Annotated in this window: 22 protein-coding genes and 2 tRNA genes; 14 read left to right on the forward strand and 10 right to left on the reverse strand. The window is 39.3% G+C overall.

Translation table 11 applies throughout. The annotated features are described in order from the left end of the window. Positions 1–881 precede the first annotated feature (881 nt). Positions 882–955 (reverse strand) — tRNA-Pro (locus tag ACL9RF_RS16205). 298 nt (positions 956–1253) lie between these two features. Here ACL9RF_RS16205 and rplS point away from each other — a divergent pair. The 4 genes from rplS (at position 1254) to yidC (ending at position 6465) form a co-directional block, all read left to right on the forward strand. Next, positions 1254–1601: a 50S ribosomal protein L19 gene (gene rplS / locus ACL9RF_RS16210; RefSeq protein WP_422801684.1), complete on the forward strand. Its 348-nt coding sequence runs from the start codon at positions 1254–1256 to the stop codon at positions 1599–1601. A gap of 93 nt (positions 1602–1694) precedes the next feature. After that, a complete protein-coding gene (locus ACL9RF_RS16215; RefSeq protein WP_422801685.1) occupies positions 1695–2825 on the forward strand; it encodes an acyltransferase family protein in 1131 nt (376 codons plus the stop codon). Positions 2826–3023: 198 nt separating this feature from the next. Further along, positions 3024–4640, forward strand: coding sequence for a CTP synthase (locus tag ACL9RF_RS16220; RefSeq protein ID WP_422801686.1), 1617 nt, complete (start codon positions 3024–3026; stop codon positions 4638–4640). 28 nt (positions 4641–4668) lie between these two features. Beyond that, positions 4669–6465, forward strand: coding sequence for a membrane protein insertase YidC (yidC, locus tag ACL9RF_RS16225; RefSeq protein WP_422801687.1), 1797 nt, complete (start codon positions 4669–4671; stop codon positions 6463–6465). A gap of 66 nt (positions 6466–6531) precedes the next feature. Here the strand turns inward: yidC and ACL9RF_RS16230 are convergent, their stop codons facing one another. After that, positions 6532–7320 carry a M48 family metallopeptidase gene (locus ACL9RF_RS16230; protein ID WP_422801688.1) on the reverse strand — a complete coding sequence of 263 codons (789 nt, stop codon included), beginning with the start codon at positions 7318–7320 and terminating at the stop codon, positions 6532–6534. A 121-nt stretch (positions 7321–7441) separates the two neighbouring features. Further along, positions 7442–8794: an acyl-CoA dehydrogenase family protein gene (locus ACL9RF_RS16235; protein ID WP_422801689.1), complete on the reverse strand. Its 1353-nt coding sequence runs from the start codon at positions 8792–8794 to the stop codon at positions 7442–7444. A gap of 240 nt (positions 8795–9034) precedes the next feature. On the opposite strand from ACL9RF_RS16235, the gene ACL9RF_RS16240 reads away from it, so the two are divergent. The 4 genes from ACL9RF_RS16240 to ACL9RF_RS16255 all read left to right on the forward strand — a co-directional run bounded on the left by ACL9RF_RS16240 (position 9035) and on the right by ACL9RF_RS16255 (position 13172). Continuing rightward, a complete protein-coding gene (locus ACL9RF_RS16240) occupies positions 9035–9247 on the forward strand; it encodes a hypothetical protein (protein WP_422801690.1) in 213 nt (70 codons plus the stop codon). Between the two features lie 120 nt (positions 9248–9367). Next, positions 9368–10717 (forward strand): adenylosuccinate lyase, encoded by a 1350-nt coding sequence (gene purB / locus ACL9RF_RS16245; RefSeq protein WP_422801691.1) that lies wholly within the window; start codon positions 9368–9370, stop codon positions 10715–10717. A gap of 68 nt (positions 10718–10785) precedes the next feature. Beyond that, on the forward strand, positions 10786–11340 hold the full coding sequence (locus tag ACL9RF_RS16250; protein WP_422801692.1) for a NifU family protein: 555 nt from the start codon (positions 10786–10788) through the stop codon (positions 11338–11340). A gap of 173 nt (positions 11341–11513) precedes the next feature. Further along, complete coding sequence (locus ACL9RF_RS16255) at positions 11514–13172, forward strand: amidohydrolase (protein ID WP_422801693.1); 1659 nt, start codon at positions 11514–11516, stop codon at positions 13170–13172. Positions 13173–13277: 105 nt separating this feature from the next. On the opposite strand, the gene lipA is transcribed toward ACL9RF_RS16255, so the two are convergent. Together lipA and ACL9RF_RS16265 are read right to left on the reverse strand one after the other, a co-directional pair. Continuing rightward, the gene (lipA, locus tag ACL9RF_RS16260; protein WP_422801694.1) at positions 13278–14159 is read right to left on the reverse strand and encodes a lipoyl synthase; all 882 of its coding nucleotides are present in this window, start codon (positions 14157–14159) and stop codon (positions 13278–13280) included. Positions 14160–14341: 182 nt separating this feature from the next. Continuing rightward, positions 14342–14965: a porin family protein gene (locus tag ACL9RF_RS16265; protein WP_422801695.1), complete on the reverse strand. Its 624-nt coding sequence runs from the start codon at positions 14963–14965 to the stop codon at positions 14342–14344. Between the two features lie 254 nt (positions 14966–15219). On the opposite strand from ACL9RF_RS16265, the gene ACL9RF_RS16270 reads away from it, so the two are divergent. Further along, positions 15220–15290: transfer RNA gene (locus tag ACL9RF_RS16270), tRNA-Cys, on the forward strand. 29 nt (positions 15291–15319) lie between these two features. Next, on the forward strand, positions 15320–15499 hold the full coding sequence (locus ACL9RF_RS16275) for a spore protein (RefSeq protein WP_422801696.1): 180 nt from the start codon (positions 15320–15322) through the stop codon (positions 15497–15499). 134 nt (positions 15500–15633) lie between these two features. On the opposite strand, the gene ACL9RF_RS16280 is transcribed toward ACL9RF_RS16275, so the two are convergent. Together ACL9RF_RS16280 and sppA are read right to left on the reverse strand one after the other, a co-directional pair. Further along, positions 15634–16824: a phosphoglycerate kinase gene (locus ACL9RF_RS16280; protein ID WP_422801697.1), complete on the reverse strand. Its 1191-nt coding sequence runs from the start codon at positions 16822–16824 to the stop codon at positions 15634–15636. A gap of 125 nt (positions 16825–16949) precedes the next feature. Continuing rightward, positions 16950–18713, reverse strand: a complete 1764-nt coding sequence (gene sppA / locus ACL9RF_RS16285; protein WP_422801698.1) for a signal peptide peptidase SppA — start codon at positions 18711–18713, stop codon at positions 16950–16952. A gap of 79 nt (positions 18714–18792) precedes the next feature. On the opposite strand from sppA, the gene folK reads away from it, so the two are divergent. Together folK and ACL9RF_RS16295 are read left to right on the forward strand one after the other, a co-directional pair. Next, complete coding sequence (gene folK / locus ACL9RF_RS16290; protein ID WP_422801699.1) at positions 18793–19278, forward strand: 2-amino-4-hydroxy-6-hydroxymethyldihydropteridine diphosphokinase; 486 nt, start codon at positions 18793–18795, stop codon at positions 19276–19278. Next, positions 19278–19628, forward strand: a complete 351-nt coding sequence (locus tag ACL9RF_RS16295; RefSeq protein WP_422801700.1) for an Hpt domain-containing protein — start codon at positions 19278–19280, stop codon at positions 19626–19628. The genes folK and ACL9RF_RS16295 overlap by 1 nt, the downstream gene beginning before the upstream one ends. A gap of 129 nt (positions 19629–19757) precedes the next feature. Here ACL9RF_RS16295 and ACL9RF_RS16300 read toward each other — a convergent pair whose 3' ends face one another. The 3 genes from ACL9RF_RS16300 to alaS form a co-directional block, all read right to left on the reverse strand. Next, positions 19758–20447: a response regulator transcription factor gene (locus ACL9RF_RS16300; protein ID WP_422801701.1), complete on the reverse strand. Its 690-nt coding sequence runs from the start codon at positions 20445–20447 to the stop codon at positions 19758–19760. 105 nt (positions 20448–20552) lie between these two features. Further along, a complete protein-coding gene (locus ACL9RF_RS16305; RefSeq protein WP_422801702.1) occupies positions 20553–21653 on the reverse strand; it encodes a redoxin domain-containing protein in 1101 nt (366 codons plus the stop codon). Positions 21654–21665: 12 nt separating this feature from the next. Beyond that, positions 21666–24281: an alanine--tRNA ligase gene (gene alaS, locus ACL9RF_RS16310; protein WP_422801703.1), complete on the reverse strand. Its 2616-nt coding sequence runs from the start codon at positions 24279–24281 to the stop codon at positions 21666–21668. 192 nt (positions 24282–24473) lie between these two features. Between alaS and ACL9RF_RS16315 the strand changes: the two genes are divergently transcribed. Together ACL9RF_RS16315 and ACL9RF_RS16320 are read left to right on the forward strand one after the other, a co-directional pair. Next, positions 24474–25310: a universal stress protein gene (locus tag ACL9RF_RS16315; RefSeq protein WP_422801704.1), complete on the forward strand. Its 837-nt coding sequence runs from the start codon at positions 24474–24476 to the stop codon at positions 25308–25310. Positions 25311–25323: 13 nt separating this feature from the next. Next, positions 25324–26181 (forward strand): universal stress protein, encoded by an 858-nt coding sequence (locus tag ACL9RF_RS16320; RefSeq protein WP_422801705.1) that lies wholly within the window; start codon positions 25324–25326, stop codon positions 26179–26181. Positions 26182–26183: the final 2 nt, after the last annotated feature.

Here is a 26183-nt window from a genome sequence, read left to right on the forward strand (position 1 = left end):
GCTATTACCTCTAGACCGCTGCTAAGGGCTCCAAATTATTGTGAATGGGATGGATAGGCATATACATGCTTCGGGAAAGAAAGTGTTTAAAAGAAAGATATAGGATTTATTTTAGATGCTTGGGGTTATACCGTACATATTGATCGTTGGCATGGGCTTGAGATGAATGGTGGATGTATTGATTATTTTTCCTACTAATGTGCTATTTAATTTTTTCATGCTATAACAATAAGAAGGTGAAAGTGCATCAAAGCAATGTAATGGATACGGGGTAGTGGGTTTGTTGATGGATATTATTTAGAATGATTCAACAGTAGAAAAAACCGCTTTACTTAAGCTCAATGGTTATTTTTTTTAAAAAACCTGTATATAAGTATTATATATTTCTATAGTATTGATTGAAAACACGGTTATTATTGCTGGAAACACCGAGCAGAGTACAAGGTTTACGCATCCGACATGTGCTTATACTATGTAAGGGTTTTTTATAAAAAAGGATACCATGCTGTTAACTGATAGAACATAGATCGGGTATTGTTTTTGCCCTAATTATTATTCATTGGATAAAAAAAAGATTCTGGCATATAGCCCATTAGCATAGGCGACATGTTTCTTTTACAGTTTTTTAGTATTTTCACATTTTACAGTTGTAGTGTTAGGCTTGGAATAAGGGGTTACTAGGTAGGTTGCATATTTTGAGCTAATCGTAGTGAACTTAACACGGTATTGAAAATCAGTGGATTTCACGGGGCTGGCAGGATTGGCTCAGCCCCGCCGGCCACCAACACACGCCCTGAGCCTCCACGGATCGAACCCCGGTTCTCATCAGCAAACCCCTAAACAAAAAAAGAGTCCTAACTTTCGTTAGAACTCTTTTTTAGTCGGGGTGGCAGGATTCGAACCTACGACCTCCACATCCCAAATGTGGCGCGATACCGGGCTACGCTACACCCCGAAAAGGTATCACCTTTGAAGTGCTGCAAATATACGGCGATTTTTATTACTGTCAAGAACTATTTTCATTTTAAGCACTAAAACGCTGATTTAATGCTAAATATTTTTTACCAGCACCTATTGCCCCATAAAAACTAACAAAAGTAGGGTTCCATATCTCATATTTTTTTTCTACCTTTGCACACGTTTCAGAAATGAGACGCAAAAATTTATAAAAACATTTTTAAAATTAAAATAAAAGCTGTAATATTGCATTCCGATTTTTACAGGATATAAATCGTTTATAATTACTCAAAATCATGGATTTAGTAAAATTTGTAGAAGAACAAGCGGTCGTAAAAAATGAGATTCCCGCTTTTAAAGCAGGAGATACAATCAGTGTACATTATAAAATTCGCGAAGGAAACAAAGAGCGTGTTCAGGTGTACCAAGGTGTTGTTATCCAATTAAACAGCGAAGGTACTAATGCTACCTTCACAGTTCGTAAGATCTCTAACGGAGTTGGTGTAGAACGTATTTTCCCAATAAATTCGCCAAACATTGAAAAAATTGAAGTAAACAGCGTAGGTAAAGTACGTCGTGCAAAATTATTCTATTTGCGTGGTCTTACTGGTAAAGCTGCTCGTATCAAATCAAAACGTATCTAATTTCGTATAAACGAGACTTTATAAAAAAAAGGTTTAGGTGTATTTGTATATCTAAACCTTTTTTTTGTGCTCTATTTTTTTTGCTAGCTTATTATGTATAAAGAGATCGGCTTCTTCCCCAACCTAAATTCTTTACGCTTTTTCGCAGCTATGCTTGTGCTATTTCACCATGGCGAGGTAATACGTGCGAAAAATAATTTTGTATCTTTTGAGAACAGCAGTTTCTTCTTAAACGGTGGCAGTGCGGTGAAGTTTTTTTTTGTGTTAAGTGGGTTCTTAATAACGTATCTTTTACTAAAAGAAAAACAGCAAACGAAAAGCATCGATATCAGCGCATTTTATTTTCGACGCGTAATACGTATATGGCCGCTATACTTCCTGCTTACCGCCATTGGTATTGTGGTCTTCCCCCTACTATTTTCCTATTTAAAGATAGACTATACTTTCCCGTATACCTTCGGGCAATCGTGGTACCTTTTTCTGCTATTTATACCGAGTGTGGTAACCTTTAAATATGGCTCCCACCTTTTAGAACCACTATGGTCTATAGGTGTTGAAGAATGGTTTTATTTGTTATGGGCACCCTTGTTTAAATGGTTAAAAAAACCGCTTTTATTTATTGTCGGAATTTTAGTCCTCAAACTCTTGCTGTTGCTTGCCGTACAATTCAACGGTATCGAAGCACCGCTAGCGGTACACTTCATAAAGACATATGCCTTTGAGTCTATGGCAATTGGTGGCTTGGGCGCTTATTTCCTTTTCCATACTTCGGCCGACTTAAAAAAAATTTACCATAAATACAGGTGGATAAATATTCCTCTTTTATTTTTAGCCGTAACCTATGTATTTTTTAATGCTAGTTTGGATGGGTATATACAGCTACCATTTTTTAAAACATGGCTATTCAATTGGATCGCATTGAACCTGGTATTTTTAAATGTCATTCTTTACTGCGCTGTAGTAATGCCGGCAACATCCTGGCTGAATAATACGTGGTTGGATGCGGCAGGGAAAATATCCTATGGTATTTATATGTACCATATGTTGGTGATATTTGTCGGCATACATTTCCTAAAGAAATACCTCCTCCTTCTTCCTGCGGGATTAAGCTTTATGGCCTTTTATGCTTTTGTTATTGGAGGCACACTGCTTACTGCCTATCTATCAAAGAAGTATTTTGAGGATTTTTTCATGCAGTATCGAAATAAGGTCGGCACAAAATAAACCGTTTCCACCAACATTTTCCCTTCCCTGGTGCTGGAAATAAATAAAAATATTACCTATAGGTTACAGTAAAAAGTAGAATTTATAAAATTTGCAGGGGAAACCAATAAAATTCTATTATCTTTGTATCCCGTACATATGGTAGATATTTGGAACCTATTTCCATAGATCTTGCATTAGAAAATTCCATTAATTGCTATGACTAAATACATCTTCGTTACGGGCGGCGTAACCTCGTCGTTAGGGAAAGGTATTATTGCTGCATCCCTGGCCAAGCTTTTACAAGCACGTGGCTTTAAAGTAACCATTCAAAAGTTTGACCCTTACATAAACATTGACCCGGGAACATTAAATCCTTATGAGCACGGTGAATGTTATGTTACCGAAGACGGTGCTGAAACCGATCTAGACTTGGGGCACTACGAACGTTTTTTAAATGTGCCTACTTCTCAGGCTAATAATGTTACGACGGGTAGAATCTACAAGCATGTTATTGAAAAAGAGCGTGAAGGTGCATATTTAGGTAAAACTGTGCAGGTAATTCCTCATATTACAGACGAGATTAAACGTCGTATGCAGCTGTTGGGTGAAACGGGTGAGTACGATATTGTAATCACCGAGTTGGGGGGTACTGTAGGCGATATTGAATCTCTCCCGTTTATTGAGGCTGTACGTCAGTTGAGATGGGAACTGGGTAATAACGACTCTTTAGTTATTCACTTAACATTAGTGCCTTATTTAGCTGCTGCTGGCGAATTAAAAACCAAGCCTACGCAGCATTCCGTAAAAACTTTATTGGAGTATGGTGTGCAACCCGACATTTTGGTGTGCCGTACGGAGCATAAATTAAACCAAGATATCCGCAAGAAGTTAGCGTTGTTCTGTAATGTTAATATAAATGCGGTGATCGAATCTATAGATGCGGATACCATATACGATGTACCTTTGCTGATGTTAAAAGAGCAATTGGATAAAACGGTATTGGCAAAATTAAAACTTAACAACAAAAATGAACCAGATTTAGATAACTGGAAAACATTTTTAGGTCGCTTAAAAAACCCTACCAATGAGGTTAATATTGGTTTAGTGGGTAAATATGTGGAGTTGCCAGATGCTTATAAGTCTATTGCTGAAGCTTTTATTCATGCAGGATCGGCAAATGAGACTAAAGTTAAAGTGAAGTATATCGCTGCAGAAAGCGTTAATGCAACCAATGTAGCCGAGAAATTAAAAGGTTTGGATGGCGTGTTGGTCGCACCAGGATTTGGCGAGCGTGGCTTGTCAGGGAAGCTGGATACCATTAAATATATCCGCGAAAATAAGGTGCCTTTCTTCGGAATATGTTTAGGGATGCAATGTGCCGTGATAGAATTTGGACGTAACGTCTTAGGCTTAACCGACGCGAATAGTTTTGAAATGGATGGAGATACAGAGCACCCTGTAATAAATTTGATGGAAGAACAGAAAAACATCAAAAATATGGGAGGTACCATGCGTTTAGGAGCATACGACTGTGATATTAAAAAAGGAACGAAGGCTTTTAGCATTTATGGTAAATCGAAAATATCGGAACGCCACCGTCACCGTTATGAATTTAATAACGCCTACCTAGAGCAGTATGAAAAAGCAGGAATGGTTGCTTCTGGATTAAATCCAATGACAGGTTTGGTAGAAATTGTAGAGCTAAAAGACCATCCTTTCTTCGTCGCCGGACAATTTCATCCAGAATTAAAGTCAACTGTTGCAAATCCTCACCCACTTTTTGTTAGCTTTGTGGCCGCTTCTTTAGCAAATAAGAAGGCGACAACGAAATAAAAAATATATTTGGAATAAATTACATTAGATGGATAGAAATAACATTATAGGCTTAGTCCTAATTTTTGCAATTTTTGCCGGGTCTTTTTACCTTATCAAACCGAATGAGCAGGAGGTTCAGAAAGAACAACGTCTGCAAGATTCTTTAAAAGCAGTAAAAGAAGGCCGGATTTTTCAAGACACCATTGCTGCAGCAAAACCTGCAGAGGTATTGGATTCTGCTGCTTTAGCAAAACCTTTCGGCGCAACAAAAGTCGGACAAGAACAAACTGTAGCTTTAGAAAATGACGTTTTAAAAATTGAAATCTCAACCAAAGGAGGAAAGGTTAAGTCTGTACAGCTTAAAGGCGAAACAAACTTTGATGGTTCTCCGTTGTATCTTTTAGAAGGTGATAACAACAAGTTTGGTTTCTTATTTAATGCTGCGGGTCAGCATATCAATACTAACGATTTATTCTTTACTGTAAGCAATAATACAGCAAATGCGGCTACGTTACGCTTAAACTATAGTGCGGATCAATATATTGAATACAACTATACCTTAGAAAATAGCCATAACCTGGGTCTTCAGGTTAATGCTGTTGGTATACAGCATTTGATCGACCAACAGAAGAAAACAATTGCTTTAAACTGGGACGCAACCTTACTACAGAAGGAGCAGAACATTAAATCTGAAAGAGAAAAATCGGGTATGTTCTATAAAACTGCGGATAACAGTATCGACCATCTTTCTGAAACAAGTGACGATGAAGAAAAAATCGATAAATCCAAAGTAGAGTGGATAGCCTTTAAACAGCACTTTTTCTCTTCTATTTTATCGTCTAAACAGGGTTTTGAAAATGCCAACTTGGTATCGAAGCATGCTACAAACGATAATGTAGTTAAATTGTATAACGCTACTGGAGAATTAGCTTTCAATACGCAATCAAACAACCATTACGAGTTCAACTTTTTCTTCGGCCCTAACAAATATAAAACGTTAAAAGCTGAAGGAAAATCATACGAAAAAATTATCAATATGGGATGGGGACCAATGGGATGGATTAACCGTTTCCTTACCGTTCCTTTATTCGATCTTTTGGATGGCTTTCACTTAAGTTATGGTATCGTTATTCTGGTATTAACATTATTGTTGAAAGGATTGATGTTCCCATTAACGCGTAAATCGTATATCTCCATGGCTAAAATGCGTGTTTTAAAACCGCAGCTGGATGAGATTAAGGAAAAAGTTGGCGACGACAACCCTATGTTATTGCAACAAGAACAAATGAAACTGTACAAGCAAGCGGGCGTAAATCCATTGGGGGGTTGTTTACCGATGTTGCTACAGATGCCATTTACTTTAGCTTTCTTCTTCTTCTTCCCTAACTTGTTCGAGTTACGTGGCGAGAGCTTTTTATGGATGAAGGATTTATCGACCTATGATGCGCCAATTACGTTTAGCCCTATCTTCGGTATTAACCACATTTCATTGATGTGTATATTGATGACTGCAACAACTTTATTGACAACATGGTACAATAATGCGACGACGGGTGCTGGTGCAAACAACCAAATGAAGTATATTGGTTATATTATGCCATTGTTGTTCTTCTTCATGTTGAACAGCTTCCCTTCTGGTCTTAACTACTACTATTTCTTAGGTGCCGTATTTACCTTCTTAACGCAGGTCATTATCCGCCAGTCTATCGACGATAATAAGATCTTAGCGAAACTTGAAGACAATAAAAAGAACCCTAAGGTTCAGAAAAAATCTTCTTTCCAATCGCGTTTAGAAGAAATGATGAGACAGCAACAAGCGAATCAACAACAGAATAAGAAGTAATAATATACTATTAAACCACAAAAAAAGGCTTCCAAAATTTTGGAAGCCTTTTTTTGTGGTTTATGGTTACTCAGGTTTTTTAAAACCATCTTTCTCGGCTTTTTTAGCCATCTCAGCAACCCTTTTTTGTGTATCGGGATGTGATGAAAACAACTTCTTCGTAAAACCAGCTTCTGCGCCTCCCCCCGATAGTTCGACCAATCGTTCAAAGGCCATAGACATATACCATGGGTTTACGTTATTGTCTTTTAAAAATTTATAACCATAGTCATCCGCCTGGCTCTCTTGTTTACGGGAAAAACTCATGTTAGCAATTTTCTCACTAACCTCTCCGAGTTGTGAATCCGATAATGCTGCTGCCGTTCCACCCTGCGAAGAAACTCCCTCCTTTAAGGCTGATGTTAATAAGGCCGTACGGAAGGCATCTTTTGAATCTTGATTCTTAACATGGCCAATCTCGTGACCTATTACCCCTAGCACCTCATTATCCGACATGGCTTGCAGTAAACCCGCACATACGCGGACACTACCATCGGCACAGGCAAAGGCATTTACATCCCGTACTAAATAAACTTTAAAGTTTAATTGCAAACCATCATAGCTGGATAACCCTTTCGTTAGGTTGGCCAAGCGTTTTGCCAATTCATCATTTGCGGGTGCTACTGGATTATTTTCGTCCATCCAGGTAATATACTCTTTTGTATAAGCAACAACATCCTCATTAGACAAGGTGGCAGCTTGTACAGCTTTAGCTGCAGAACCAATAGTCTTGGTATTGATCTTAAGCTGTGCTTGTGCCGTTAACGTACAGGCTCCCATAATCGCAAAAGCTAAAAGTGTTTGTTTCAATTTCATAATCATTTCATTTTTACCCCTCCATTTACAAGAAATATACCAAACAATTAGTTTCCTTACCAACAAAAATGAAACCACGCGATAAGACTCTGAATGCTAAAACCTTTTTTAAATAATTTTTTTATACAAATGCACTGAACCCTGTAATACTACGCCCTACGATTAATGAATTAATCTCTTTGGTACCTTCATACGAATAGATAGCTTCGGCATCGGCCAGGAAACGAGCGACATTGTATTCCAGCAGGATACCATTCCCCCCCATAACCTCTCGTGCACGTGATACAATATCACGCGTGCGCAGGGTACAGAACACCTTAGCCAAAGAGGCATGTTCGTCTTTTAAGGAACCATCATCCTGCATCTCCGATAAACGGAAAACCAGGGTTTGCATAGCGGTTAAATTGGATAACATCTCTACGAGATGATTTTGAATTAACTGAAATGACGCTATAGGCTTACCAAATTGTTCACGATGTAGGGTATAATCCAAGGCATTTTCATAAGCCCCACGGGCACAGCCAACAGCCATCCATGCTACACCAGCCCTAGTCATCTGTAGTACCTTTGCGGTGTCCTTAAAACTATTCGCATGTGCCAACCGATCTGACTCTGGCACCAAGCAATTGGTTAAGGTTATTAAGCCATTCTGTACAATACGAAGCGCCATTTTACCTTTAATTTTCTCTACCGCAAAACCCGGGTTCTCCTTGCGTACAATAAAGCCCTTCACTTGGTTATCATCCAGGTCTCTAGCCCAAATAATGGTAATATCCGAGAAGGTGGAGTTACCAATCCACTTTTTTTGTCCGTTCAATACCCAACCATTGGCTGTTTTCCTACAGGTGGTTGTAAGTCCGCCTGCTGTACCCGAGCCTACCAAAGGCTCGGTAAGACCAAAGGCTCCAATCTTTTTTAGCTGCTGCATCTGTGGCAACCATTCTTGCTTTTGCGCTTCCGAGCCACAGAAATAAATAGACCCCATTGCGAGGCCAGACTGCACCCCCAAAAAGGTAGCAATAGAAGGGTCAATGCGCCCAAACTCGCTGGCAATAATACCATCCATTAAGGATGTTCCACCAGCACAGCCATACCCCTCGTATACATAACCACAAACATTCAACTCGGCTAGTTTGGGAATTATTTCGAAAGGAAATTCATCGTGTAACCAGTAATTATTAACCAAAGGTTTTACCTCGGCTTCTAAAAAGGCGCGTACCTTTAACTGTAACTCCCTATCTGCCGGAGACAGCTTCTCTTCCACAGCATAAAAGTCAGCGTTTATAGGGGGTGGATCTTTTTTGCGTTTACCTTGACCTTTCAATACTTTCAGGGTCATTTTCAGCTGCTGCTCGTCCATTTTTGCTACAGTATCTAAAATTTCGGAAAGGTCTACTTTCTTAGAAATCTGCGCAATCTTCTCTAAATCAACAGCCTTCAATAGTTTCCATATATGTTTAGCTTTGTCTAACATAATTATCCTTTTATATTTTTTAACATTTTTTCAGTAAAATAGTTTTTTCTTGTTGCAATTCAACAAAATGATACTATATTTGCATCCGAAATCAGAAATAACTATATTTTTAATAATTGAAAATCAATGATTTATCAAAATTTTAAAAAAAAATATTTTTCTGGGGTTACCTTTTAAAGTAACCGGTATTAAAGGATATAAAAACAAATTTGTTTCAATTTAAAAATAGATAATTAAAAGATGAAAAATTTATTCGCATTCGGATTTTTAGCATTAGCTTTAACTGTAGCTTCTTGTGGTGGTAACACTTCTAACACTGAAGCAAATGCTGATTCTTTAAAAGGAATCGTTGACTCTACAGCTAAAACTCTTACTGATTCAATCAATAACGTAGCTGATTCAGCTAACTCTAAAATTGACTCAATCGCTGATTCAGTAAAAAACGTTAAGTAATTCGAAAAAGAGTTAAAATACTCCAATGAAAGCCTATGCTAAGCAGCATGGGCTTTTTTTGTACATGTAAATTGCGTAAAGACGCATGTTTTCGTACTTTTGTGAAAACATAAAGGACTCATGACATTATCAACTCTTACGGCCGTATCACCTGTAGACGGCAGATATCATAAAGCAACACAAGAATTATCGGTTTACTTTTCAGAATTTGCGCTTATTAAATACCGCGTTTTGGTTGAGGTAGAATATTTTATTGCTTTAACACAATCTGGTATTCCCCAACTTGCCCACTTTGATGGTTCCTTAAACGATAAACTAAGGGGTATTTACCAAAACTTCTCTATCGCTGATGCGGAATGGGTTAAGGATACCGAAAAAGTTACTAACCACGACGTAAAAGCCGTGGAGTATTTCTTGAAAAATGAATTCGAAAAACTTGGTTTACATGATTCTTTAGAGTTTATTCACTTTGGCTTAACATCGCAAGATATTAATAATACGGCTATTCCTTACTCCTGGAAAGAGGCTTTGCAACAGGTATATCTTCCAACAATTACAGCGCTGTTGGAGACCTTAAAAGATTTGGCCAGCCAATGGAAGGACGTTTCTATGTTGGCGCGTACACACGGACAGCCGGCATCGCCTACACGTTTGGGAAAAGAAATACAGGTGTTTATCGAGCGTATTGAAAAGCAATTGACCTTGCTCAACGCCATTCCATTTTCGGCCAAATTTGGTGGTGCAACCGGAAATTTCAATGCACATGCTGTCGCGTACCCTCAACAGGACTGGGTAGCATTTGGTAATAAATTTGTTAACGAGCAGTTAGGATTAGACCGTTCGCAGACAACGACACAAATTGAACATTACGATAATTTTGCGGCAAGTTGCGATGCTTTAAAACGCATTAATACTATTGTTATCGATTTATGTAGGGATGCCTGGACGTATATTTCTATGGATTACTTCAAGCAGAAAATTACTGCCGGACAGGTAGGATCGTCGGCGATGCCGCATAAGGTAAACCCTATTGATTTTGAAAATGCTGAGGGTAACCTTGGCCTTGCCAATGCCTTGCTTGAGCACCTTGCTGCAAAACTTCCAATCTCCAGGTTACAACGTGACCTCACCGATTCTACCGTTTTGCGTAATATTGGCGTTCCTTTTGCGCATACTTTAATAGCTTTTAAATCTACTTTACGGGGCTTAGGTAAACTAATCCTTAATGAAGCTGCTTTCCAAAAGGACTTGGAAAACAACTGGGCCGTAGTAGCTGAAGCAATACAAACCATACTTCGCCGCGAGGGCTATCCAAAACCTTACGAGGCACTGAAAGACTTAACCCGTACGAACACGCATGTAACACAGGAAACAATTGCTGCTTTCGTAGACGGTTTGGCAATTTCGGAGGATGTAAAGACCGAAATTAAAAATATTACGCCTTGGAATTATACGGGCGTAGCTTTGTAAGCTTTGACGATAGCATGACGCGTGTACTCATTCTATCCACTATCTTTGGATGTTAAAAAATTGAAATAATGGCAACTATAAACGTATATACTGAAAGTACTCCTAACCCTGCTACCATGAAGTTCTTGGTAAACAAGCTTCTTATTAATGGTAGTGTAGATTATCCGGATAGAACAAAAGCCGAAGAATCGCCATTTGCAAGAGAATTGTTTAAATTCAATTTCGTAAACGGCGTCTTCTTTGCAAGCAATTTTGTAACGGTTACTAAAACCGACGATGCAGAATGGGATGATATTGAAGCCTTATTAAAAGACTTCGTAAAAGGTGCCGTAGAATCGGATTTAAAGGTACAAGAGATTGTAACCGATGAGGATGTAACTTTCGAGGGTACCGAAACAGAAATTAAAATTCAGCAGGTATTGCATGATTATGTGCGCCCTGCTGTTGAACAAGATGGAGGGGCTATCGCCTATAAATCTTTTGACAACGGTACCGTAACGGTTGAGCTTAGGGGCTCATGCTCCGGCTGCCCATCGTCTACGATTACGCTAAAAGCCGGTATTGAAGGCCTCTTGAAACGTATGGTTCCAGAGGTGGAAGAAGTGGTAGCGGAAGCTATGTAATGCTGATTTAAAGCCGTAAGTTTTATCTGATTTGGTATAACTTACGGCTTTCAACATTCAATTTTTGGCTTTGGATTTTTTATGGCAAAGCAACCATCGTTTCAACACGTTTTCTGATAGCGAAATACCTCTTAAAACTACCCCACTCCTAGGCCTTATGCTTAGGCTATAACATGGATAACCTGATTATGAAATTCACTGCAATTATAGTATTCTTCTGCTTTTTATTTGTGCGCTGCACGAGCAACACTGAGGTGGATCTCATTGTTTACAATGCCAAGGTTTATACGGTAGACTCTACCTTTAGCATTAAAGAAGCCTTCGCTGTAAAAAATGGCATCTTTATCGACATCGGAACGACTAAAAATATTTTAAAACGATACCGGGCTAAAGAAAGCGTGGATGCCCAGCAAAAACCTGTATTTCCAGGCTTTTATGACGCTCATGCACATACCTTTCTTTTAGCTGATCTTTTTCAACAGGTGGACCTCAATACTGCGCGCTCCCTAAAGGAGGTTATTGACAGAGTTAGGGATTTTAAAAAAAAGCATCCTAACCGGAAATGGATTGTCGGCGGTGGTTGGGATCAAAATAAATGGGAGGATAAAAACACACCTACAAAAGATAGCTTAGATAAGTATTTTCCGGAAACGCCCGTATACCTTGCTCGTGTAGACTATCATGCGGCGTTGGTAAATTCTGCTGCCCTCAAAATTGCGCGTATTGATACGGCTTATGCCATCGAAGGGGGATTAATTCAAGCGGATAGCGTAGGTATGCCTACCGGGTATCTGCTCGATAATGCGGCAGAGATGATGCGTAAGTTTATTACCACAAACGAGGACCATCATATTTTGGCCGACCTTAAACAAATGCAGGATTCCTTATTTTCTGTCGGTCTTACCTCCGTTGTTGATGCCGGACTTACAGCGGAGCAGATTGAGCTGTTAAAAAAGTTCTACCTCCAGGATTCCTTGAAAATACGGAACTATGCTATGATTTATGCGCACCCTCATCAAATTGATAATTACATCAAGGAGGGGATCTATGAATCGGATAGATTTAATGTAAAATCCATTAAGCTTTTTGCCGATGGTGCGTTAGGCTCCCATGGTGCCTGTCTATTGGCGCCATACTCCGATAACCCACACACGAAGGGTATGTTATTACATTCCCCGGAAGAGTTGGATGAAACAATAAAAAAGCTGGCAAAGAGTAAGTTTCAGGTTAATACACATGCTATCGGCGATTCGGCAAACCGTTTTATCTTGGATGTTTATGGCAAATATTTAACAGACAACAAAAAACGACGCTGGCGTATTGAACATGCTCAGGTTATTGCACCCGAGGATTTTGCTAAATTTAGGGCATTCCATATTATGCCTTCCGTACAACCGACACATGCAACTTCGGATATGGGCTGGATAACAGACCGTATCGGTCAGGAACGATCCAAGGGGGCGTATGCGTATAAGCAGCTTCTGAAACAATACGGAAAGATTGCTTTGGGCTCGGATTTCCCTATTGAGCATTTTAACCCCTTAAATGGCTTTTACGCTGCTGTAGCTCGCCGCGACTTTAAGGGCTTGCCGAAGGATGGCTTTCAAATGGAAAATGCGCTCTCGCGTGAAGAGGCTTTACGGGGTATGACCATATGGGCTGCTTATTCTTGCTTTCAAGAGAAAAAACGTGGCTCTATTGAAAAAGGGAAAGATGCCGACTTTGTTGTGTTGGATCAGGATATTATGGAGGTGGATTTGACGGCTATCAAGGCTGTTAAAACACTACGTACGGTTATTGCCGGCGAGACGGTATTCATCCTTAAGCAATAATATGAAAACAGTCGCCTTTGTATAATTCTATACCAAAAAAAAGCCTTCCTGTGTGTCATACACAGGAAGGCTTTTTTGTATAATGTAATTTTGATACGCAGCTCCTTACTGCATATCAAACAAATGCTTCTCGGCATGGTACGATGAACGTACCAATGGACCAGATTCTACATACTTAAAGCCCATTTTAAGGCCAATCTCTTTATATTTATCAAATTGTGCTGGTGTAATCCATTCCACTACCGGATGGTGTGCTTTGGTAGGCTGTAGATACTGCCCGATGGTAAGAATATGAACGCCGACATTGTATAAATCCTGCATCGCTTCTATAACATCTTCCTCTGTTTCGCCAAAACCTAACATAATACCTGATTTAGTTCGTAGGCCTGCTTCAGAAATACGACGAAGACATTCTAACGAACGATCGTACTTGGCTTGTATACGTACCTCCCGCGTTAATCGACGTACGGTTTCGAGGTTATGGGAAACTACTTCTGGACGTACCGCGATAACACGATCCAAATTATCCCACTGCCCTTTAAAATCAGGAATCAACGTTTCTAACGTTGTCTCCGGACTTTCTCTACGTATTGCATTTATGGTCTCAGCCCAGATGGTAGAACCACCATCTTTTAAGTCATCACGATCTACCGAAGTGATAACACAGTGTTTTACTTGCATTAGTTTTACCGACTCCGCAACACGCGAGGGTTCATCTAAATCCACTGCTAACGGACGCCCTGTTGCCACGGCACAAAATGAACAGGAACGTGTACAGATATTTCCTAATATCATAAACGTAGCTGTACCGGCACCCCAACATTCACCCATATTCGGGCAATTTCCGCTTTCACAAATTGTATGAAGTTTATGTTCGTCTACTAAACTACGAACATGACGATATTCTTTTCCAACAGGAAGTTTCACGCGCAACCAATCGGGTTTGCGCTGTGTCTGATTGACAGGAATAACAGGTAGTTCTATCATAGCACAAATGTAATCATTATTCGATGAATAAAAACGATATAATTTGTTTGCCTAATATCATAAAAAAATGCCGTCACAAAAAATGACGGCACTTTGTATTTGTTATAACAGTATATAACATCTCCCTAATCCTTGAGGGGTTTTATTAACTGTTAAATGCTACATGTTAACTGTTAACAGGCTTAGATCTGGAAACCGATACCGAAAGACCAAACACGGTTTGCTTGGGTGCCATTTAGCCTTGGTAAAACATCGGTTAAACCTAGGTTGTACCCTGCGTTAATAATAAAACCATTGTTAAGTTTGTAGCCTAGCATAAAGTTAGCGCCGGCATCAATGGCTTTAAGATCTTTATCGTTACCAATTTTTAAGCTCCAATCTTTTTCTCCGGTATAATTTCCTAAGTTCCCTTTTAGCTTTTCTTTTCCTGATACATTAAAACCAATATACGGACCGGCACCTAAAAATACGGATCCTGCTGTACCCGTAGGAATATAGTAAACAGCGTTTACCGGAATTTCGATTGACATCGTATTACGTGTGGATTCTATTCCATTCAAATTACCTGTAGTGTAGGTTCCCTTATCTCCTTTTCCTTGTAAGGATACGCCCGGTTGGATAGAGAAATTCGATGCTACGGGTAAGTCCGCAAAACCTGTTACATGAAAGGAGGTGTTATTCTTTGAACCCCCATCATTAGAGTACTTACCTATGTTCACACCTGCTTTCAAACCATACCCTGTTTGTGCTTGTGCACCTGCAGCTAATAATAAGGCTGCGCCTAAAGAAAGTAAAATTTTTTTCATAACGAATGTTTTATAAGATTAAACCTAAAGTTGTTTGTCAACCCTAGACTAAAGACTAGTCAAATTTAATACCAAAAAAAATATATCCTCCAATTAGCCCTAATATATACACAATTCTGACAATTATATACCTGAAATAGAACACAGTACCTCTATGGTTAAAATATTCGTTGCTTTTACAGCCTTACAAATTGAATTTATATTTTGCATTTTAAAAATTAAGCATTACTTTTGCATGCCCGGTAGGGATAAAGGGTCGGATGGCCGAGTGGCTAGGCTGAGGTCTGCAAAACCTCCTACAGCGGTTCGAATCCGCTTCCGACCTCGTTTTATTGACAATAAAAAAATTAAACAATGGGAGTTACACGTTTAAAAAGAAAAGATAGAAGAAATAAAACTGTTTCACGTGTGGAGGTACAGTTTTTGAAATTAGGTCGTAACATTGAACTAGGTTCACGTTCTAAAATGCCTAAACACAGTCAAATCGTTAAAAACGACGAAATCTTAAACCAATTAGCGGCAGAAGCTAAATAAGTTTTCGTTTCGAAATGATATATAAAAAGCTATCCAAATGGATAGCTTTTTTTTATGGACTTACATCGGCTAATGGCATAAAAAAAGGGTCACTTTTTAAGAAGTAACCCTTTTTTTATACTATAGACCAAAAATTAGTCGTTAATAGCAGCAACACCAGGCAATACTTTACCTTCCATATATTCCAATAATGCACCTCCACCTGTACTTACATAAGATACATGTTCCGTCATACCAAATTTAGAAACAGCCGCTGCAGAATCGCCTCCACCGATAAGAGAGAATGCACCTCCCTCAGTTGCAACAACAACAGCATCAGCAACAGCTTTCGTGCCCTTAGCAAAGGTATCGAACTCAAATACACCCATAGGGCCATTCCATAATAACGTTTTAGATGCCGATATTACCGCAGCAAAATGTTCTGCCGATTCCGAACCGATATCCAAACCTTCAAGATCGGCAGGAATCTGGTCATTGGCACCATTATACACGGTGGCATCATTAGAAAATTTATCTGCAATTTGTGCGTCAGTAGGTAAAATTAAATTAACACCTTTCTCTTCGGCTTTTTTTACCAGTTCATTTGCTAAGTCTAATTTATCCAATTCCACCAAAGACTTACCAATTTCACCACCACGGGCCTTAACAAAAGTGTATGCCATACCACCACCAATTATCAGGTTATCTACCTTATCCAATAACGCGTCAATAAGATCAATCTTATCGGAAACTTTAGCTCCTCCCATTATCGCGGTAAACGGTCTTTCCGGGTTATTAAGTACTTTCTCAGCATTGTTAAGCTCGGCGCCCATTAAATAACCAAAGTATTTAGCCGTAGGAAAAAACTGTGCTATAACTGCTGTAGAAGCATGCGCACGGTGTGCTGTACCGAAAGCATCATTAACATATACATCGCCCAATTTGGAAAGCTTTTCTGCAAAATCTTTATCGCCTTTTTCTTCCTCTTTATAGAAACGAAGGTTTTCCAATAACAACACCTCACCAGCCTGTAAAGCGGCAGCTTTTTCAGCAGCTTCAGCACCGATACAGTCGTTAGCAAATTGTACTTCTACACCTAAAACAGTAGATAAATGTTTTACAATATGTTTCAAGGAATACTTTTCTGTAGGTCCTTCTTTTGGTCTACCCAAGTGCGACATTAAAATTACGGCACCACCATCGTTTAAAATCTTTTTAATAGTAGGTGCAGCACCTTGAATTCTATTATCATCAGTAATGTTGAAGTGCTCGTCCAAAGGAACATTAAAGTCCACACGGATTAATGCTTTCTTTCCGGAAAAATTTAAATCGTCGATAGTTTTCATATTATTTTATTATTAAGAGCCAGGTTTAAATAGGTTGATCTGGCATAAAGTTCTCTCTTGCGTTTTTTACGTCTGTAAATATAAAAAAAGGCATACAATAATGATATTAATATGCCTTGAATTAATTAATAAATTTCGATAGAATAAGGAATCCTTACCTGAATACCGGTATGTGTCAATGCTTTTTTCACCTCGCTAAAGTAACGTTGATATTCCCCAAGCTCATCGGCTAAAAACCAAGCTTTAATTCTATCTTTAGAAGAGGATAGTATACTGGTTAAGCGATCCTGTTTTTCTGGATACTCCACCACCGTATAATCCTTTATACTGGCCTTCGCTGCGGCCGCATCAATTGCTGTTTGTAGGTTACCAATACGATCTACCAAACCTATACCTACAGCCTGTGTACCCGTCCACACACGGCCCTGACCTATACTATCTACATGGGCAGTACTAACCTTCCGCCCTGTGGCGACCCTATCCATAAAGGTAGCGTATGTTTTATTAACATCCTGCTGAATAATAGCGCGTTCCTCGGCTGTAAGCGGTTTATCAGGCCGGTTAAACATCCCCGAGAATTTCCCTGTATTCACCTCATCAAAATGCACCCCAATTTTTGTATTCAGCAAATTTTTAAAATTAGGTATAAGGCCAAAAACACCTATAGAGCCCGTTAACGTTGTAGGCTCCGCAAAAATAGAGTCGGCAGCTGCCGCAATATAGTACCCACCGGAAGCAGCATAATCGCCCATAGAAACCGTTACAGGTTTCACCTTTTTGGTAAGCTCGACTTCTCTCCAAATAACATCAGAGGCTAAAGCCGACCCTCCACCCGAATTAATACGCAACACAATAGCCTTCACGTTATCATTTTTACGCAACAAACGTAGCTCCCTGGAGATCTTATCTCCGCCAATCTGACCTATGGTACCCTCGCCATCCACAATATCACCATAAGCATATAATACCGCAACTTCATTTTTCGATGCACTAGTTTTTGGTGCTCCTGAATAACTAACAATAGAGACCGCAGCGATATCCTTATCTTCGGATATCCCCAATCTCTTTTTCAGGTCGGTTAACAATTCATCCTTATAACATAAACCATCCACAAACTGCCGCTGCAAGGCATCCTCGCCCGAGCGTATCAAATAGTTATCCGCCACGGCGCGTAAGGTATCTACATTTATTTTCCGTGACACACTGATATCCTGTAAAAAGGTATCGTAAATACTGTTTACATAAGACGTCACCTGCTCGCGATTTGCAGGGCTCATCTCGTTTAAAATAAACGGTTCAACAGCAGATTTATACGTCCCGACCTTAATTACCTGCATATCGACACCCAGTTTATCCAGGGCCTCCTTCATAAAAAAAACAGAAGAACTCAACCCTTTAAAATCCAGGCTTCCCTGCGGGTTGATATAGACCTTATCGGCTACAGAAGCAATGTAATAGGCTTTCTGCGCATATACCTCACTATAGGCTACGATAAACTTTTTAGACGTCTTAAAATCTATCAGCGCATCACGTATTGCTTTTAATGACGCAAACCCCATACCTGCAGCGGATGGATTCAAATAAATACCCTTAATATTATCATCCGTTTTTGCCGCCTTAATACGCGATAAAATTTCATTTAAGCCTACAGACTTATCCACCGAAACTAAGGGAAGGTCGATATCTCCCAGCGGGTTAGACTCCCCCTTTTCAACAATGCCATAGTCTAAAGAGATGTATAACACCGAATTTGTGGGCGCCGCCTCCATCGTAGCGCTTGTAGATTGTTGTATCAACACAGCAATAATGACTAAAAATGCAAAGAAAATAAGCAAACTTGAAATCAGTATACCGGTTATCGTTGCCAGAACTTGTTTTATAAAACTCATTGTAGAATATTTTGAAACTAAAAATACTGTATTATATTTGATTTTAAAGAAATAAAACAGGAAATTGCATAGTTGCACTATGAATCATATTTATATTTTGCTGGGTTCTAATTTAGGGAATCCGATTTCTCAACTCCAAAAATCAATTGAATTGCTGACTGCAAGACTCGGTTTACCACTACAATGCTCAAGTATCTATGAATCTGAAGCATGGGGTGTTACGGATCAACCGATATTTTACAACCAGGTTATCCTACTGGAAACAGCCTTTAAGGCCTCAGAATGTTTAAGTATATGTCAAGAAATTGAAAATCAATTGGGACGAATACGAACCGTAAAATGGGGCGCACGTTTAATTGATATTGATATATTGTATTATAACAACGAATGCATACATACCGAAGACCTACAGGTACCGCACCCCTACCTACACCAACGAAACTTTACCCTCGTTCCATTAACAGAAATTGCAGCGGAATACATTCATCCTAAATTTCATCTCTCCAATTATACCTTACTAAAACAGAGTACTGACACCTTAAAAGTAAAAAAAGTAAATAGCTAATGGAATTTAAACTAATAAACCCGCAGGAAATTACTGCAGCCATGATGGATAACAATACACTAATAAAACAATTTGTCGAAATGTATTTGTTTCAAAGCCCTATAGACTTTCAAGCATTACAACAGAGCATTAAAAATGAGAATAAACAAAGTATTGCAGACCATGCCCACCATATAAAACCTACTATGGCATACATCGGAGCAAAAACACTGCAAAATAATTTTCAGGAGTTGGAAGACCTTGGGAAATCTGGCGCCGAAATGACTATTATTCGCGATAAATTTCAACGTGTACATACCGACTTCAATTGTATGTTGAAGGAGTTGGCAGACTTTAACAAAACGTTATAAAAAAACCGTAGGCTAAGGATAAAATAGAATAATTTAACCCATAGCCCACGGTAGTATGTATGTTTGAATATTTTATCCCGCCCATGTCAAGGACAGTAAGGATAGCAAAAACTGCTTTTGCTTGTTAGGTTAACTTAAATCAAACTTATACCCTACACCTTTAACTGTAGACACATAATTATCTCCAATTTTTTCACGCAGTTTACGGATATGCACATCAATGGTACGGTTAGTTACCACGACAGAATCTTCCCATATTGCTTTTAAAATTTGTTCACGGGTATAAACCTTATTTGGTTTGGAGGCCAAAAGATACAACAACTCAAACTCCTTCTTCGCCAAAACAATTTTCTCTTCAGCACGGTAAACAAGGAAAGAATCCCGATCTATAACAAGATCAGCAATCTCTAACTTATCCGACACCTCTTCCGCAACCTCTTGGCTATTACGACGAAGAATCGCATTAATCCTAGACATTAAAGCCCTAGGTTTAATAGGCTTCGCAATATAATCATCGGCACCCACATGAAAACCAGCTATTTCTGAATACTCCTCACTGCGCGCTGTTAGGAAAACCATAAACGTATGTTTAAACTCCGGCATGGCACGCATAATACGGCAAGCCTCAATTCCATCCATTACAGGCATCATAACGTCTAAAATAATAAGGTCAGGATTCTCACCTTTAGCTTTTTCAATCGCTAACTTTCCGTTAGATGCAGTAAAGACTTGATAACCTTCTTTTGTAAGGTTATAGGAAATCAAATCTAAGATATCCTGTTCGTCATCTACCACAAGTATTTTTTGCTTGGCAGTCATAGTAGTTTTTTTACTAAAGTATGTACTTTATGGTAAGATAAAGTTAACCCTATGTTATTAAATTGTTAACTATTAAAATTAGCTTAATAAATTAATAAACATAACTTATTTCAGATGGTCTTTCAAAAACTGCTCTAACTCGGCTCCACGAAGGTTTTTAGCCATTATATTGCCATTAGGGTCAACCACTACGGATGCCGGTATAGCCTTAATACGGTAGTCGATGACTAAGTCAGAACTCCAGGCCTTTAAATCCGACACCTGCATCCACTGCAACTTATCATCCTCAATAGCACGCATCCACGAGCCCGGGTTATTGTCCAAAGAAACCCCCAACACGGTAAAGTTTTTATCTTTATATTGGTTGTACAAGCGTACAATATTTGGGTTTTCCTTACGACAAGGGATACACCAAGAAGCCCAAAAATCAACCAAAGTATAGGTACCTCTAAAATCAGAAAGTTTGACCGTTTTGTTCGCTGGAGTATAGGCTTCAAAGTCTGGTGCAGGCTGCCCTACGGCAAGTCTACGTAACTTCTGCACCTCCTCTTTAAACTGTTCTACAGTTCTATTGTCGGCAAACTGATCTTTAATACGATCGGCATATTGAATCAGTGCCTCCTCCGCAAGCTCAGGATCTAGCGTACTCATGGCATAAAAACCCGCCAGATCCGGGTGCTTCTTAGCAAAGTCTTCCGCTGCTACCGTATAAAAATTCAATGAATTTTTATACTGCAATAGATAATCGGCACGCATACTCTCCACATCATTCTCCGAAAGATCCGCAATTTTTTTCACGAAAGAAGACTGCAAGGAATCCTCCAAAAACTCCTTACGCCGTTGTATAGGAGCAAAATCCTGTAAAGATTTTGACAGCTCAGAGCCCTCCACTTTATACTCCTCCGGTTTATCCTGCAGATCCGTTTTAAAAGATAACTTCTCCCCTGGTGATACTATAACCGGATACTTATTTTTGCCTACAACTAAGGTGAGCAAGCGCGGTTGCGTCGCCTCTCGCTCAAACTTAAATTTATTTTGATCACTCAAAAATACAGAATCTAACTTACGGTCGCCCTCATAGAAAGCTACAACCTTTATGTTTCCTGGATTATCAATTTCACCCAAAATCGAGATAACACTCTTATTCGAACAACTAAACGTTAAAGCCAATAAAAACAGCGCAGCTATATGTTGTAGCTTCATCATGGTAAATCTTATTTATTTAATTAAAAAATCTTTTGCTCTAGCAACAGCCTTTTCCAAACCGCTAGCATCCTTACCTCCTGCAGTAGCAAAAAACGGTTGTCCACCGCCGCCACCTTGAATATCCTTGGCTAAATCTCGTATTATTGCACCAGCATTTAAGCCTTTAGCGGCGACTAAATCTTCAGAAACCACAACCGTAAGGCTAGGTTTTCCATCAATAGTAGCGCCCAAAACCAAGAACAAATTCGCTACAGCACCTTTTATAGCATAAGCCAACGTTTTAACGGCCTCGGCACTCGGTAAATTTACGGTCGTTGCCAAGAAGTTTACGCCATCAATAACCTCCAATTTATCTTCAAGGTCTTTCTTTAAGGATAACGACTTCTCGCGCACAAAATTTTCGACCTCTTTTTTCAATGCATTATTCTCGTCCAATACTTTCGACATAGCTGATACGAAATCCTTCGGATTGTTCAACATCTCCTTCAAGTTTTGGAAAAGTTCAAAATGTTCGCGAATAACGGCAGCAGCATGAGTCCCTGTAATAGCTTCAATACGACGTACTCCAGCGGCAACGGCTGATTCACCAATAATCTTAAAGAAGCCAATCTGCCCCGTTGCCGAAACATGTGTACCCCCACATAACTCTTTAGAAAACTTCTCACCGAAAGAGATAACCCGAACATAATCGCCATATTTCTCTCCAAACAATGCCGTTACACCCGAATCTATAGCCTCTTGATAGGGCACCATACGTCCTTCCTGTAGCGCTATATTTTCGCGGATTTTAGCATTTACAATATCTTCAACGGCTTTAATCTCGTCGTAAGTAAGTTTAGCAAAATGTGAAATATCAAAACGTAAGATATCCGCCGACACTAAAGATCCTTTCTGATTTACATGTTCGCCTAAAACCTGCTTTAATGCAGCATGCAATAAATGCGTCGCCGAGTGATTTGCCTCGGTATCTTTACGTTTCTCCGCATCAACCACAGCCTGAAAACCCGCCGTTATTGTATGCGGTAAGTGCTCCACAAAATGAACGATAAGACCATTTTCCTTTTTCGTATCCAATACACGAACCTTTTCGCCATCCTCAGCGATTAAAAAACCGGTGTCGCCAACCTGGCCACCGCCCTCCGGATAGAAAGGTGTTACCGTCAATACCACTTGGAACTGATCTTTTCCTTTAGCGCTAACCTTACGGTATTTTACAATATTTGTGTTTGCAGTTAAAGTATCATAGCCCACAAAAGCAACCTCATCATCCTCCGAAACCAGCACCCAGTCTCCCGTATCAATGCTTGTTGCCGCACGTGAACGTTCCTTCTGTGCCTGCAAGGCCTTATCAAAAGCCACCATATCCACTTGAAGGCCTTTCTCACGCGCCAATAATTCGGTTAAATCGATAGGAAAACCATAGGTATCAAACAATTCAAAAGCAAACTCTCCATCAATAATGGTATTGGCAGCAGCGTAATTCTCAAAACGCTGAATTCCGGTAGTCAAGGTACGTAAGAAGGAAACCTCTTCTTCCAGAATTACCTTTTCTACAAAATCCTTTTGCTGATACAACTCATCAAAAACCCCTTTAAACTGATCGGCCAATATCGGCACCAACTCGTGGAAAAACGGAGTCTTAAAGTTTAAGAAGGTATATGCATAACGAACTGCACGACGCAAAATACGGCGGATTACATAACCAGCCTTATTATTAGATGGCAACTGCCCATCAGCAATGGCAAAGCTTACCGCACGTATATGATCCGATAAGACACGCATAGCAATATCATTTTGCAGATTATCGCCATACTTCACCCCCGCTTTATCGGCAATATAACCAATCAAAGGTTGGAAAATATCCGTATCGTAGTTTGAGGTTTTACCTTGTATAGCACGTACCAAACGCTCAAAGCCCATACCTGTATCCACATGCTTCGCCGGCAGCTGTACTAAAGAACCATTCTTTAAACGGTTGAACTGCATAAATACCAAGTTCCAGATTTCGATTACCTGTTCATGGTCTGCATTGACCAAACTGTCGCCAGGTACCGCTTTACGCTCTTCATCCGACCGCATATCATAATGTATTTCCGAGCAAGGACCACAAGGACCTGTATCCCCCATTTCCCAGAAATTATCCTTCTTATTACCCAACAAGATACGATCTTCAGCGATATGGGTTTTCCAAAAATCAAATGCCTCCGTATCCTTAGCAAGGCCTTCAGAGGAGTCGCCTTCAAATATGGTGATATACAGGCGATCCTTATCCAATTTAAGTACCTCTGTCAACAATTCCCAAGCCCATGTTATGGCATCTTTCTTAAAATAATCTCCAAAAGACCAGTTACCTAGCATTTCAAATAAGGTATGGTGGTAGGTATCAATTCCAACCTCTTCCAAGTCATTGTGTTTTCCCGACACCCGTAAACAGCGTTGTGTATCTACAACTCTAGGGTACTTAACCGCAGCCTCACCCAAAAACAAGTCTTTAAACTGGTTCATACCAGCATTAGTAAACATTAAGGTAGGGTCATTTTTTACTACAACAGGTGCCGAAGGAACGATATGATGTGATTTACTTTTGAAAAACTCCAAAAATGCAGCGCGTATTTCTCTACTGGTCATGAAATTATATGTTATAAAGATGCAAATTTACTTAAATTTGAGGTCCAAAACAATCAAAAAGATAAGTTGTTAAACCGCACGAATCTAAAAACAATAATATCGTCATAAAGCATAAAATATAGCCACAACGGAGGAATATGATTAACAATTATCACTATATTTATAAATCCAGCACTAACAGTTTATTTTTTTATGATGAAGAAAATTTTAGTTCCAACAGATTTCTCCGAAAATGCCTATCGTGCCCTTCTTTATGCGTGTAAATTAGCACAAAAGAATGGTTACGCCTTACATCTGTACCACTGCTACACCTCACAAACAGCACTATTTGAAGTAGAGCGCAACAATGAAAATACAAATATCCCCCTGCTAAAGGCCGATGTTTTGATGTTAGACCTTAAAGAAAGCATAGAAAAAAAATACCAAGGCTTAACGATAGAAACAACCTGTACACGGGGGTTGCTGACGGAAAAAATCCTTGCTATTGCTGTGGAGCCACAGCATTCCTTAATCGTAATGGGAACGACGGGCACCGGCACAGGAAAATCTGTACTCTGGGGCAGCAATGCGAGTTTTATAAGTTCAAAAGCAAAAATACCTGTTATTGCCGTACCCGAAAACGAGAAGGAATTTGCCTTGACCAAGGTTGCCATATTAACCAACTTCAAAGCCGAGGAGCTTGATACCTTAAAGGCGTATGTAAGCCTGGTGGGGCCCATACCCGAATTAGATATCATCCATGTCTTTAAAGATAAAATTGATCAGCAAGAACTAGAATCCTGGGCACATACCGTACAACAGCTGGCTGATATTGAATCGGTAGGGACCATAGCAAAACGTTTACAACCAGAAAATGAAGCCTTGGACTCGGTAGCGGAAGTATTAAACTATACCATTAACGAAAACAACTACCATGTAATTATCGTTACCAAATCCAGGAGGTCATTTTTTAATCGATTGTTCAACAGTTCGGTTTCTAAACAATTGACTTTAAACCTGGAGCGTCCTACATTTTTTGACAACAATTAAAACGTCTTTTATTATGGCAAATAAAATATTAATACCAGTAGATTTTTCGGATTACTCGAATAAGGCTATTGAATACGCTTGCCAACTCAGCAAGTTAACTCATCACGATATAGACCTGGTGCACATCTTTACCGACCACACCAATATATACCGAAACGCGATGGATAATGTGGAACTGATAGACCCTCGTGTTGGTACTGCAAAGCGCGATATGGAAAAATTAATATCCAATATTATTGATAAGCTGCCGGAGGTAAATATAAACTCTATATTCAAGGATGGCAACCTATACGATGAAATACGTAAACTTGTTTCTACCGAGCAATACGATGCCATTGTTATGGGTACAAAAGGCTCGTCGGGATTGGATGCTTTACTTATAGGGTCGAATATGTTTGATGTATTCCAAAACACAAAGATCCCAGTTCTCGCAGTGCCCTTTACCACAGCACGCCTGAAAACCGAAAAAATTGGTCTTTTATGCAATTTCAAAGACGGCGAGCTAGACGTTCTTAAACAAGCCATTAAGGTTTTCGGCAAAAATTTTGAACTGTTTCTTATCCATATCAATACACAAGACCAAACCATAAAAACATTGGATGCGCGTTTTAAGAGTTTTATTGAAAGAATAATTGTTGAAACGGGTCTTGAAAATATATCCTATATTATTAAAGCACAAAATTTCCTGGCACACTATAAATCGGATATATCGTCGGCCATAAACACCGTTATTGCAGATGAACTGCTTGATGTTATCTTAGTCACCAAAAGCAAAAAAGGATTCCTACGAAAAATAATGGAAGAAAATATTGTGAAAAAGATGGCTTACCAAGTGCAGATTCCTAAATTTTTCGGCCGCTCGCCACAATAAAC

Origin of the sequence: Sphingobacterium sp. Mn56C (assembly GCF_049319645.1) — a bacterium.
GTDB lineage: Bacteria > Bacteroidota > Bacteroidia > Sphingobacteriales > Sphingobacteriaceae > Sphingobacterium.

Excerpts from the sequence above, each read along its gene's own strand:
- rplS (WP_422801684.1), top strand. The coding sequence starts at position 1,254 with ATGGATTTAGTAAAATTTGTAGAAGAACAAGCGGTCGTAAAAAATGAG.
- ACL9RF_RS16215 (WP_422801685.1), top strand. The coding sequence starts at position 1,695 with ATGTATAAAGAGATCGGCTTCTTCCCCAACCTAAATTCTTTACGCTTT.
- ACL9RF_RS16220 (WP_422801686.1), top strand. The coding sequence starts at position 3,024 with ATGACTAAATACATCTTCGTTACGGGCGGCGTAACCTCGTCGTTAGGG.
- yidC (WP_422801687.1), top strand. The coding sequence starts at position 4,669 with ATGGATAGAAATAACATTATAGGCTTAGTCCTAATTTTTGCAATTTTT.
- ACL9RF_RS16230 (WP_422801688.1), bottom strand. The coding sequence starts at position 7,320 with ATGAAATTGAAACAAACACTTTTAGCTTTTGCGATTATGGGAGCCTGT.
- ACL9RF_RS16235 (WP_422801689.1), bottom strand. The coding sequence starts at position 8,794 with ATGTTAGACAAAGCTAAACATATATGGAAACTATTGAAGGCTGTTGAT.
- ACL9RF_RS16240 (WP_422801690.1), top strand. The coding sequence starts at position 9,035 with ATGAAAAATTTATTCGCATTCGGATTTTTAGCATTAGCTTTAACTGTA.
- purB (WP_422801691.1), top strand. The coding sequence starts at position 9,368 with ATGACATTATCAACTCTTACGGCCGTATCACCTGTAGACGGCAGATAT.
- ACL9RF_RS16250 (WP_422801692.1), top strand. The coding sequence starts at position 10,786 with ATGGCAACTATAAACGTATATACTGAAAGTACTCCTAACCCTGCTACC.
- ACL9RF_RS16255 (WP_422801693.1), top strand. The coding sequence starts at position 11,514 with ATGGATAACCTGATTATGAAATTCACTGCAATTATAGTATTCTTCTGC.
- lipA (WP_422801694.1), bottom strand. The coding sequence starts at position 14,159 with ATGATAGAACTACCTGTTATTCCTGTCAATCAGACACAGCGCAAACCC.
- ACL9RF_RS16265 (WP_422801695.1), bottom strand. The coding sequence starts at position 14,965 with ATGAAAAAAATTTTACTTTCTTTAGGCGCAGCCTTATTATTAGCTGCA.
- ACL9RF_RS16275 (WP_422801696.1), top strand. The coding sequence starts at position 15,320 with ATGGGAGTTACACGTTTAAAAAGAAAAGATAGAAGAAATAAAACTGTT.
- ACL9RF_RS16280 (WP_422801697.1), bottom strand. The coding sequence starts at position 16,824 with ATGAAAACTATCGACGATTTAAATTTTTCCGGAAAGAAAGCATTAATC.
- sppA (WP_422801698.1), bottom strand. The coding sequence starts at position 18,713 with ATGAGTTTTATAAAACAAGTTCTGGCAACGATAACCGGTATACTGATT.
- folK (WP_422801699.1), top strand. The coding sequence starts at position 18,793 with ATGAATCATATTTATATTTTGCTGGGTTCTAATTTAGGGAATCCGATT.
- ACL9RF_RS16295 (WP_422801700.1), top strand. The coding sequence starts at position 19,278 with ATGGAATTTAAACTAATAAACCCGCAGGAAATTACTGCAGCCATGATG.
- ACL9RF_RS16300 (WP_422801701.1), bottom strand. The coding sequence starts at position 20,447 with ATGACTGCCAAGCAAAAAATACTTGTGGTAGATGACGAACAGGATATC.
- ACL9RF_RS16305 (WP_422801702.1), bottom strand. The coding sequence starts at position 21,653 with ATGATGAAGCTACAACATATAGCTGCGCTGTTTTTATTGGCTTTAACG.
- alaS (WP_422801703.1), bottom strand. The coding sequence starts at position 24,281 with ATGACCAGTAGAGAAATACGCGCTGCATTTTTGGAGTTTTTCAAAAGT.
- ACL9RF_RS16315 (WP_422801704.1), top strand. The coding sequence starts at position 24,474 with ATGATGAAGAAAATTTTAGTTCCAACAGATTTCTCCGAAAATGCCTAT.
- ACL9RF_RS16320 (WP_422801705.1), top strand. The coding sequence starts at position 25,324 with ATGGCAAATAAAATATTAATACCAGTAGATTTTTCGGATTACTCGAAT.